14 protein-coding genes are annotated in these 9,835 nt (G+C 65.4%); 10 read left to right on the top strand and 4 right to left on the bottom strand.

The genetic code is table 11. The annotated features are described in order from the left end of the window. Positions 1-59: 59 nt before the first annotated feature. A complete protein-coding gene (locus tag ABWP09_RS10280; RefSeq protein ID WP_353205050.1) occupies positions 60-587 on the top strand; it encodes a glycine zipper 2TM domain-containing protein in 528 nt (175 codons plus the stop codon). A gap of 45 nt (positions 588-632) precedes the next feature. On the opposite strand, the gene ABWP09_RS10275 is transcribed toward ABWP09_RS10280, so the two are convergent. Further along, positions 633-863 (bottom strand): hypothetical protein, encoded by a 231-nt coding sequence (locus tag ABWP09_RS10275; RefSeq protein WP_353205049.1) that lies wholly within the window; start codon positions 861-863, stop codon positions 633-635. A gap of 156 nt (positions 864-1,019) precedes the next feature. Between ABWP09_RS10275 and ABWP09_RS10270 the strand changes: the two genes are divergently transcribed. The 6 genes from ABWP09_RS10270 to ABWP09_RS10245 all read left to right on the top strand — a co-directional run bounded on the left by ABWP09_RS10270 (position 1,020) and on the right by ABWP09_RS10245 (position 4,982). After that, the gene (locus ABWP09_RS10270; protein ID WP_353205052.1) at positions 1,020-1,763 is read left to right on the top strand and encodes a hypothetical protein; all 744 of its coding nucleotides are present in this window, start codon (positions 1,020-1,022) and stop codon (positions 1,761-1,763) included. A gap of 57 nt (positions 1,764-1,820) precedes the next feature. Continuing rightward, positions 1,821-2,195 (top strand): fluoride efflux transporter CrcB, encoded by a 375-nt coding sequence (gene crcB / locus ABWP09_RS10265; protein ID WP_353205048.1) that lies wholly within the window; start codon positions 1,821-1,823, stop codon positions 2,193-2,195. Next, entirely contained in the window at positions 2,192-3,301 is a 1,110-nt protein-coding gene (locus ABWP09_RS10260) for an RluA family pseudouridine synthase (RefSeq protein WP_353205047.1), read from the top strand. The genes crcB and ABWP09_RS10260 overlap by 4 nt, the downstream gene beginning before the upstream one ends. Positions 3,302-3,384: 83 nt before the next feature. After that, positions 3,385-4,041: an HAD-IA family hydrolase gene (locus tag ABWP09_RS10255; protein WP_353205046.1), complete on the top strand. Its 657-nt coding sequence runs from the start codon at positions 3,385-3,387 to the stop codon at positions 4,039-4,041. A gap of 12 nt (positions 4,042-4,053) precedes the next feature. Then, complete coding sequence (locus tag ABWP09_RS10250; RefSeq protein WP_353205045.1) at positions 4,054-4,278, top strand: hypothetical protein; 225 nt, start codon at positions 4,054-4,056, stop codon at positions 4,276-4,278. Then, a complete protein-coding gene (locus ABWP09_RS10245) occupies positions 4,275-4,982 on the top strand; it encodes an ATP12 family chaperone protein (protein WP_353205044.1) in 708 nt (235 codons plus the stop codon). The genes ABWP09_RS10250 and ABWP09_RS10245 overlap by 4 nt, the downstream gene beginning before the upstream one ends. Here the strand turns inward: ABWP09_RS10245 and gmk are convergent. Beyond that, positions 4,957-5,613, bottom strand: a complete 657-nt coding sequence (gene gmk, locus ABWP09_RS10240) for a guanylate kinase (protein ID WP_353205043.1) — start codon at positions 5,611-5,613, stop codon at positions 4,957-4,959. The genes ABWP09_RS10245 and gmk overlap by 26 nt on opposite strands. Before the next feature lie 60 nt (positions 5,614-5,673). Further along, on the bottom strand, positions 5,674-7,053 hold the full coding sequence (fumC, locus tag ABWP09_RS10235; RefSeq protein WP_353205042.1) for a class II fumarate hydratase: 1,380 nt from the start codon (positions 7,051-7,053) through the stop codon (positions 5,674-5,676). A 226-nt stretch (positions 7,054-7,279) separates the two neighbouring features. Between fumC and ABWP09_RS10230 the strand changes: the two genes are divergently transcribed. Further along, entirely contained in the window at positions 7,280-7,486 is a 207-nt protein-coding gene (locus ABWP09_RS10230; RefSeq protein WP_353205041.1) for a hypothetical protein, read from the top strand. A gap of 201 nt (positions 7,487-7,687) precedes the next feature. On the opposite strand, the gene ABWP09_RS10225 is transcribed toward ABWP09_RS10230, so the two are convergent. Continuing rightward, on the bottom strand, positions 7,688-8,170 hold the full coding sequence (locus tag ABWP09_RS10225; protein ID WP_353205040.1) for an SspB family protein: 483 nt from the start codon (positions 8,168-8,170) through the stop codon (positions 7,688-7,690). 72 nt (positions 8,171-8,242) lie between these two features. Here ABWP09_RS10225 and hisB point away from each other — a divergent pair, with 72 nt between their 5' ends. Together hisB and hisH are read left to right on the top strand one after the other, a co-directional pair. After that, positions 8,243-8,842 carry an imidazoleglycerol-phosphate dehydratase HisB gene (gene hisB / locus ABWP09_RS10220; RefSeq protein ID WP_353205039.1) on the top strand — a complete coding sequence of 200 codons (600 nt, stop codon included), beginning with the start codon at positions 8,243-8,245 and terminating at the stop codon, positions 8,840-8,842. Between the two features lie 115 nt (positions 8,843-8,957). After that, positions 8,958-9,563 (top strand): imidazole glycerol phosphate synthase subunit HisH, encoded by a 606-nt coding sequence (gene hisH / locus ABWP09_RS10215; protein ID WP_353205038.1) that lies wholly within the window; start codon positions 8,958-8,960, stop codon positions 9,561-9,563. Positions 9,564-9,835 lie beyond the last annotated feature (272 nt).

Here is a 9,835-nt window from a genome sequence, read left to right as displayed (position 1 = left end):
CGCGCCCCGCGGACGGTTCTCCTGGGTAATCCACCACGGATTACCCAGGAGCATTTCCCATGCGCAAACTTATCCTCCTCGCTGCGATCGCGGCCACCGCGCTGTCGGCGGTCCCCGCCTCGGCACAATCGCGGGAACGTCGCGATGATCGCCGGGAAGATCGGCGTGACGACCGCCGCGACGACCGCCGCGACAACCGACGGGATGTGCGCGCCGACCGTCGCGATGACCGCCGTGATCAACGAAACGATCGCCAACGCGATTGGCGGCAGTATCGCAATTACGATTACAACCGCTTCGAAAATGGCCAGCGGACCTATTATGCCGACCGCTATTATCGCGCCGACGGCCAGTATCGGGCCCGCCGCCTGGGTCGCGACGATCGCATCTATCGCGGTGGCGACAATCGTTATTATTGCCGCCGCAGCGACGGGACGACCGGGCTGATCATCGGCGGGCTGGCGGGCGGTTTGCTCGGCAATTCGCTGGCCGGCGGCGGATCGCGCACGCTCGGCACGCTGCTCGGCGGTGGAGCGGGCGCCTTGCTCGGCCGCTCGATCGATCGCGGCCAGGTGCAGTGCCGCTGACGTAAGGACTGGAAGGCCCGGCGCGCCTGCGTCGGGCCGTTCGCCTTAAATCAGGCCGCCGCCCAGAAACAGGCGGATGACCGCGACGATGATGACGAACAGGTTGAAGTTTCGACCCGTCCGATGGCCCGACAACATGCCGATCGCCGCCCCCACCACCGCGATCGGGATGGCCAGATAATTGGCGAGCCCGAAAAACGGTACCAGCCCGACCAATGCCACCGGCAGCGCGACGAGGCCCACCAGAATCGAAACGATGTTGACGATCATGCCCATGATCTGAACATGCCGAACCGACAGCGTTTTAGCAAGGCAACACACGCATCGATCCGATCCCAAACGCTTTTTTAACCCAAACCCGTGCAAGAGATGCGCCTTACTGGAGCTTTCGGGTCGATGGGTCTCACGCGTTTCCGGACTTTGGGCGTGCTCATGTTGCCACTTGCCTTGCTGGCGTGCGGCAAGCGCGACGACGATCGCAATCTTGATTCGCTCGACAATGAATTGGTCGAGGCCGGATCGGGCGGCACAAACGCCAGCGATCCGGCGATGACCAGCGCCTTGCACGATCAGATCATGGTCGATCCCGCGCTCGCCCAGCAAGCCAATGCCGACAGCGTCCGCCCGCCCGCGCAGCCTTATTCGGGCGGCGTGCCCCCGGTCGGCATCGCGCAGCCGCCGGGTGGTGCTGCATCTGCGGGCGCTGCGACGAGCGAGACGCTCAAACCAGCCCCTGCGCCTGCGTCCAAGGATTGCCCCGGATGCCAGGCGGCGCGCGAATCGCTCACGCTCGGCGCGCTCGCCTCACGACAGAAGGACAAGCGCACCAGCGGCTGTGCCGGGGCGATGCGCTATTCGGCGCGCTGGGCCGAGCGGCTGCCCGCCGATGTGCCGCTTTATCCCGGGGCGCGCGTGGTCGAAGCGGCGGGTGCCGATACCGATGCCTGCCATTTGCGCGCGGTCACCTTTTCGACCTCGGCCCAACTGCAGACCGTGCTCGACTGGTATTACACCCGCGTCACGATCAGCGGCTATTCGGCCGAGCATCAGTCCGACGGGACCGAGCATACGCTCGGTGGCACGCGCGACCGCGATGGCGGGGCGTATGTGTTGTTCCTGACCGGGCGTCGCGACGGCGGAACCGACGTTGATCTGGTGGCGAATAACGGCGGCTGAGCGGGCACGATTCCGCCCTAGGTTCTCAAAGCCTGCAATTCGCGCTAACAGCGCCCGATGTACCAACTTCTTTTTGTCATGACGGGCGGCGCGCTCGGCTCTGCCGCGCGCTTTCTCGTCGGGCGCGCAACGCTTCGCGGGTTCGGCCCGGATTTTCCTTATGGCACGCTGACGGTGAACCTCGTCGGTGGTTTTGCCATGGGCGTGCTTGTCGGCGTGCTCGCCCGTCATAATGCCAGCGAGACGTGGCGATTGCTCCTCGGCGTCGGTGTGCTCGGCGGGTTTACGACCTTCTCGGCCTTCTCGCTCGACGTCGTGACGATGATCGAGCGCGGCAGTCTCGGCGTGGCGCTCGGCTATGCCTTGGTGTCGGTGATCGGATCGGTCATCGCGCTGTTCGCGGGCCTCACGCTCGTGCGGGTGGCGGCATGAGCGTCGCACCCACCAAGGCGACCTCCGACGTCCGCCAGTTCAACGTCGGCGTCGATGATGACGGGATCCGGCTCGACCGCTGGTTCAAGCGGCATTTGCCCGACACGAGCTATACCACCGTCGCCAAATGGGCGCGGACCGGGCAGCTCCGGATCGATGGTGCGCGCGCCAAGCCCGGCGACCATGTCGTCACCGGCCAGTCGATCCGCGTCCCGCCGGCTGAGCCCGTCCGCGTCGATGCGCCGGTCAAGCGCGAGCGCCCGCCGCTCTCCGACGACGAAATCGCCTTTGCGCGCGAGATGGTGATCCACCGCGATGCGCAGGCAATCGTGCTCAACAAGCCGCCCGGCCTCGCCACGCAAGGCGGCACCAAGACGATCGAGCATGTCGATGGTCTGCTCGACGCGCTGCAGGATGAGATGGACGGTCGCCCCAAGCTCGTCCACCGGCTCGACAAGGATACCAGCGGCGCGCTGCTGATCGCGCGCACCGCGCGGGCAGCGGCGTATTTCTCCAAATCCTTCTCCTCGCGCACCGCGCGGAAGACCTATTGGGCGCTGGTCGTCGGCGTGCCCTCGATCGAGGATGGCATGATCGAACTTCCGATCGGCAAGCAGCCGGGATCGGGCGGCGAAAAGATGCATATCGACGAAAAGGAAGGCAGCCCGGCGCGCACGCGCTACCGCGTGATCGAAATGGCCGGCACCACCACCGCCTGGCTCGAGCTGATCCCCTATACCGGACGCACGCATCAGCTGCGCGTGCATCTCGCGGCGATCGGCCATCCGATCGTCGGCGATGGCAAATATGGCGGGCAGGCGGCGTTTCTGACCGGCAATATCAGCCGCAAAATGCATCTCCATTCGCGCCGCATCCGGATCGACCATCCCGATGGCGGCGCGATCGACGTGCAGGCCGAATTGCCGACGCACTTTGCCGAAAGCCTCAAGCAACTCGGCTTTGACGAAATGCTCGGCAACACGATGCCGCTCGAATCGCCCCCGCCGCCAACACGCGCGGTGAAGAAGCAGCAAGCGCGGCAGCACGCCAAGACCGTCCGCAAGGACCGCAAGGGCGAACGGCGGCGGCGCGGGTCGTCGGACTGAGCTGAGATGCATCCCAATCGCGCCTTCCGCTTCGCCGACGATGCGTCGATGCTCGCCTTTGCGGCCACGGAGGCGATGGCGCGATGAACAAGCTCGCGCTCTTCGATTGCGACGGGACGCTGGTCGACAGCCAGGACAATATCTGTCGGTCGGTCGAGGAAGCATTCAAGCTGGCCGCGATCGCCGCGCCGCCGCGTGCGGCGATCCGGCGGATCGTCGGGTTGAGCCTGGTCGAGGCGATGCGCACGCTGCATCCCGGCGGCGAGGATGGCCTGCACCGCAGCCTTGCCGAAGATTACAAGGCGGCGTTCTTTCGTATGCGCTCCGCAGGCGCCATGACCGAGGAGCCACTGTACGAGGGCATGATCGACGTGCTCGACATGCTGCAGGCCGATGGCTGGGTGCTCGGCGTCGCCACGGGCAAATCCGATCGCGGGCTCACGCACATCCTCGCGCATCACAAGATCGCCACGCGTTTCGTGACGCTGCAGACCGCCGACCGGCATCCGTCGAAGCCGCATCCGTCCATGATCGAGACAGCGATGGCCGAATCGGGCGCAACGCCCGCCACAACGGTGATGATCGGCGATACGAGTTATGACATGTTGATGGCACGCGCGGCGGGGGCACGCGCGCTTGGCGTCGCCTGGGGCTATCACCCTGTGGACGAGCTGACGGCTGCGGGCGCGCACGCCATCGCCGATGCGGTGGCTGCGCTGCCCCGGCTTGTGCGCGGTTAGGAGAGCAAAACCGTGACCGACCCCGACCGCCAAGTGCGCAACCGCTATTTCGCGATCGTAGCGGCGCGGATCGGTGGGTCGGCGGGGGCGCTGCTCGGCCTAGTGCTGATCGCGCGCGCCGATGCGACGGTGCCAAAGGTGGTCGGCACCGCTTTGGTGCTGTCGGCGCTGCTGATGATCGCGATTGTGCCACGCGCGCTCGCGCGCCGCTGGCGGACGCCGCCGGGGGACGAATGAAACGTTTCTGGACCACCGTCACCCTCGACGAAAACCGTGCGGTCTATCTCGACGGCAAGCCGGTACGCACGCCGGGGCGCGTCGCGCTGGCGCTGCCGACCGACGCGCTGGCCGAGGCGGTCGCGGCGGAATGGCGCGCGGTCACCGGCGAGATCGATCCGCGCGCGATGCCGCTGACCGGCCTCGCCAATGCGGCGATCGACCGGGTCGGCGCGGACCCGGCGCTGTTTGCGCGCGGCCTGGCCGCCTATGCCGAGAGCGACCTGCTCTGCTATCGCGCCGATGCGCCCGACGACCTTGTCGCGCGGCAAGGTGCGGCATGGGACCCGCTGCTCGATTGGGCGCGGGCGCGCTACGACGTGCAAATCGAGACCGCGACCGGGATCCTGCATCGCGCGCAACCCGCCGCCACGCTCGCACGGCTGAGTGCGGCGATTGCCGCGCGCGATGCCTTTGCGCTCGCCGCGCTGTCGCCGATCGTCACGATCGGGGGGTCGCTGATCGCCGCGCTCGCGCTGGCCGAGGGCGCAGCGACGCCCGAACAGGTGTGGGACGCCATCACGCTCGATGAGGACTATCAGGCCGAACGCTGGGGCCGCGATCCGCTCGCCGCCGCGGGGATCGAAGCGCGGCAGCGCGATTTCGCTGCCGGGGTGCGCTGCCTATTTCTCGGCCAGCCTATTTCTCAGGGAGCCGGCGGATGAAGCCGATCATCCCGCGCTGACGTGAACGTTTGAGCCGCTCGGCGGTCAGGATCGTCTGGACGCAGTCGTAGCAATCGTCGAGATCGTCGTTGACCAGGACATAGTCATAGCCGTCCCAATGGCTCACTTCGGCGAGCGCGCGGTCCATGCGGCGGTCGATGACGTCCTGCGTATCGGTCGCGCGATCCTCGAGCCGCTGGCGCAGCGTCTTGAGGCCGGGCGGCAGGATGAAGACGCGGACAACATCGCCGCCGGCCAGCTGAAACAATTGCTGTGCGCCCTGCCAATCGATGTCGAACAGGATATCCTGGCCGGTCTCGAGATCCTTGAACACGGTATCGCGCGGCGTGCCATAGCGTTGATCGAACACGCGCGCCCATTCGAGGAACTGGTCGTCCTCCGCCATGCCGCGGAAGGTTTCCTTGTCGACGAAGTGATAGTCCTTGCCCTCGACCTCGCCGGGGCGCGGCGGGCGCGTGGTGTAGGACACCGACATTTTGAGCTTGTTGCGCTCTTCCTTGAGCAGCCGGTTGGCGATCGTCGATTTGCCCGCGCCCGACGGTGAGGACAGAACGAACATCAGCCCGCGGCGCTTGAAGCTCTTGGGCTGGGAAGATCGATGGTCGGCCATGACCGCCCTTGGCGCGGACGCGCCACGCGCGTCAAGAGCGGCGCACCCGTCAACGCCGCATCACACCATCGTTTCGGGGCGCACCAGCCGATCGAACGTCGCGGCGTCGACCAGCCCCAGCGCAAGCCCCGCCTCTTTCAGCGTCAGCCCCTCGGCGAGCGCATGCTTGGCAATTTTCGCAGCGTTATCATAGCCGATCTCGGGCGCGAGCGCGGTGACGAGCATCAGCGAGCGGTCCACGAGTTCAGCGATACGCACGCGATTCGGCTCGATCCCCTCAACGCAACGCTCGGCGAAGCTCGTCATGCCGACGCTGAGCAAATCGATCGAGCGCAACACCGCCGCGCCGATCATCGGCTTGAACACGTTGAGTTCGAGGTGACCCTGCATCCCGCCTACCGTGATCGCCATGTGATTGCCGATCACTTGCGCCGCAACCATCGTCAGCATTTCGCACTGCGTCGGGTTGATCTTGCCGGGCATGATCGAGCTGCCGGGTTCATTCTCGGGGAGGTGGAGTTCGCCGATCCCGGCGCGCGGGCCGGAGCCGAGCAAGCGAATGTCGTTGGCGATCTTGGTGAGCGCGACGGCGAGCGTGTTGAGGGTGCCCGACACTTCGACCAGCGTGTCGTTCGACGCGAGTGCCTCGAACTTGTTCTCGGCGCTGGTGAACGGCCAATCGAGCAACGCGGAGATTTCGGTCGCAAACTTTTCACCGAAGCCGGGCGGCGCGTTCAATCCTGTGCCTACCGCCGTTCCGCCTTGGGCGAGGCGCGACAAGCGCGGCGTGACCGCTTGAATCCGCTGATACGCGTCGCGAATCTGCTGGGCATAACCCGAAAACTCTTGCCCGAGCGTCAGCGGCGTGGCGTCTTGAAGATGGGTGCGGCCAATCTTGACGATGTCGATCCATTCGCGGGAGGCAGCGTCCAAAGCGGCGTGAAGCCGGTCCAGCGACTTCCAAAGCTTCCTGATCCCTAACATCGCCGCCACGTGCAGCGCCGTCGGGAAGCTGTCGTTCGACGACTGGCTCCTATTGACGTGATCGTTGGGGTGGACCGGCACCTTGCCGCCGCGCGTGCCGGTGAGCAGTTCGTTGGCGCGCCCGGCGATCACTTCGTTGACGTTCATGTTCGATTGCGTGCCGCTGCCGGTCTGCCAGATGACGAGCGGGAATTGGTCATCGTGCCGGCCCGCGACGACCTCCGCCGCCGCCGTCTCGATCGCATCGGCGATTTCGGCAGGAAGACCGTGGCTGCGGTTTACCCGCGCGGCGGCTTGCTTCACCAAAGCAAGCGCGTGGATGATCGCGATCGGCATCCGCTCGCTCGCCGGGAAGGGGAAATTCTCGATCGAACGCTGCGTTTGCGCGCCCCAATAGGCGCTGGCCGGGACTTGGATGGCTCCGAGCGAATCGGTTTCGGTGCGGGTTTCGGGCATGGTCACCTCCGGGCGGCGCGCGCTAAAGTCACACGAGTCACACCAACGGCGTGTTGGCGGCGGGCTGAAGTAGCGCTGGGGAGAAGGAGCAGGGTCAGGGCGCGTCGCACGACGACGCGTGTAGCGCAGGGTGGTGGGTATAGAACAGCGTTGCCTGTGTCCTCTGGATTCGGATCTCGGCTTTCGCCCAGTTGCGGACATTGCGCCGTCGCGATACCTCGCGTCTATGAAGCCGCCTTGGACAGTGTTCCCCGATATTCCAGCCTCCTCAATCGGGTGGCGGATGGGTGCGGGTGAAGGCTATTATGACCGGTTTTATCGCTGGTATTCAAAACTGTCGGCGAACGAGCAGGACGAGTATGCTTTGAAGAATCCGGTTCCTGCGGATTGGACCGATCTTTACCAGAAAATAAAAGAGTATCCTTGGCTGTAACGGCAGCTTGCCACCAACAACCAACGTTCGACCCGGATCGCTCCGTCACGGGAGTAAATCCAGTTTCAGGTCGGTCATGCCCCCGGCATGACCTAAACGATGCGGAGCATCGTTTACCTGAAACTCGTCGGACGCGGCGAGCCGCGCCGGCCGGGCGTTCGCGTCGCTGCGCGACCGCCGCGCAGCGTGCGCGGCTCGCTCCTACTTCTTCCTTTTGAAATCCACCGCGACGACGTTCGAGCCATCCTCGACCGGCACATGCGTCGGCCCGTCATTTTCGGCTTCATCATGCGGCTCGGGGCCATCGGGGCCTTCCTGTGCCTGAAAGCGCAGTTCGAAATTGACCGCGGGATCGTGAAACCCGGTGATCGCCGAATAGGGGATGATCAGTTTCGACGGGATCTGGTTGAAGCTCAGCCCGACCGAAAAGCGCGTGTCATCGACGACGAGATCCCAATATTTGTTCTGCATGACGATCGTCATTTCGTCGGGAAAGCGTTCGATCAGGCGCCTGGGGATGTCGACCCCCGGCGCTTGCGTCTTGAACGTCACATAGAAATGGTGATCGCCCGGCAGGCCGCCATTCGCCGCGACCGAGCCGAGCACGCGGCCGACGACCGCGCGCAGCGCCTCCTGGACGATGTCGTCATAGGGAATCAAGCTATCGGGAAGGCCATCGCTCATGTGCCCTTGGGTAGCGCGGTTTCGCTTTCGGTCAAGATTGCATGAGTCGGCCAGCGCGCTATTGGGGTCGGCATGACCACCTCCGCGCGCACCGCCACCATCAGCCGCCGCACCAGCGAAACCTCGATCGACGTGACCGTCAACCTCGACGGGACCGGCGCGTACACGATTTCGACCGGGATCGGCTTCTTCGATCACATGCTCGAACAGCTGTCGCGGCATTCGCTGATCGACCTCAACGTCAAGACCGTCGGCGACCTGCATATCGACCAGCATCACACGGTCGAGGATACCGGCCTCGCAATCGGCGCGGCGATCCTCAAGGCGCTGGGCGAGAAGCGCGGCATCCGGCGCTATGCCGATGCGCTGTCACCGATGGACGAGACGCTGACGCGCGTTGCGATCGACATTTCGGGGCGGCCGTTCCTGGTGTGGAAGACCGCGTTTTCGCAAAAGCGCCTCGGCGAGATGGATACCGAGATGTTCGAGCATTTCTTCCATTCCTTCGCGCAGGAAGCCGGGGTCACGCTGCACATCGAGACGCTGTACGGCGCGAACAACCATCATATCGCCGAGGCGGCGTTCAAGGGCGTCGCGCGCGCTCTGCGCGAAGCGGTCGAGCTCGATCCGCGCAAGGCGGGGGTGATTCCGAGCACCAAGGGGACGCTCTAATGCTCCCCTCCCTGGAAGGGAGGGGCTGGGGGTGGGTCGGCCTGTTGTCGAACGCAGCACCTGCCCCACACCAACCCACCCCCGCCCCCTCCCTTCCAGGGAGGGGAGATTTAGAATGACCCTCGCCCTGATCGATTATGGCGCGGGGAACCTGCATTCGGTCGCTAATGCGCTGAAAGCGGCGGGGGCGAGCGACGTGCTGATCACCGCCGATGCCGCCGCCGTTGCGAAGGCCGACCGCATCGTTCTGCCCGGTGTCGGCGCGTTCGGGGCGTGTGCCGCCGCTTTGCGCGCCGTGCCGGGGATGGTCGAGGCGCTGGAACAGCGCGTGCGGGCGGACGGCGTGCCGTTCCTCGGCATTTGCGTCGGGATGCAATTGATGGCCGATGCGGGCGAAGAACATGGGGTCCATGCCGGGCTCGGCTGGGTGCGCGGGACGGTGCGACAGCTTACCCCGAGCGACCCGCACGCCAAGGTGCCGCACATGGGATGGAACGACGTCGTGCCCACCGCCCCGCACCCGCTGATCGCGCCGGGCGAGGCGTATTTTCTGCACTCCTATGCCTTTGATGGTGGCGATGTGCTGGCCACGACCGAACATGGCGGCGCGGTCACTGCGGCAATCGGGCGCGACAATCTGCTCGGCGTGCAGTTTCACCCGGAAAAGAGCCAGCGCTACGGGCTGGCGCTGCTGGAAAGGTTTTTGTCGTGGCGGGTTTAGACAACAAATCCTCCCCCGGGAACCGGGGGAGGGGGACCGTGAGCATTCAGCGAACGGTGGAGGGGGCGCCACAAGCGCTGCGCTCGCGGATAGCCCCCCTCCGTCTCGCTGCGCTCGCCACAGTTTTGGGTCGATCGTGCCCCCGGCACGATCTTGGATTGCCGGGGGCAATCCAACCCAAAACTCCCGCTTCGCGAGGGAGGATTTCGTGAGCCTGATCATCTTCCCCGCGATCGACCTCAAGGGCGGCCAGGTCGTGCGCCTGGCCGAGG

Source organism: Sphingomonas sp., assembly GCF_040398505.1.
In the GTDB taxonomy this organism is placed as follows: Bacteria; Pseudomonadota; Alphaproteobacteria; order Sphingomonadales; family Sphingomonadaceae; genus Sphingomonas.
This window is presented reverse-complemented; position numbering and strand designations above follow the sequence as displayed.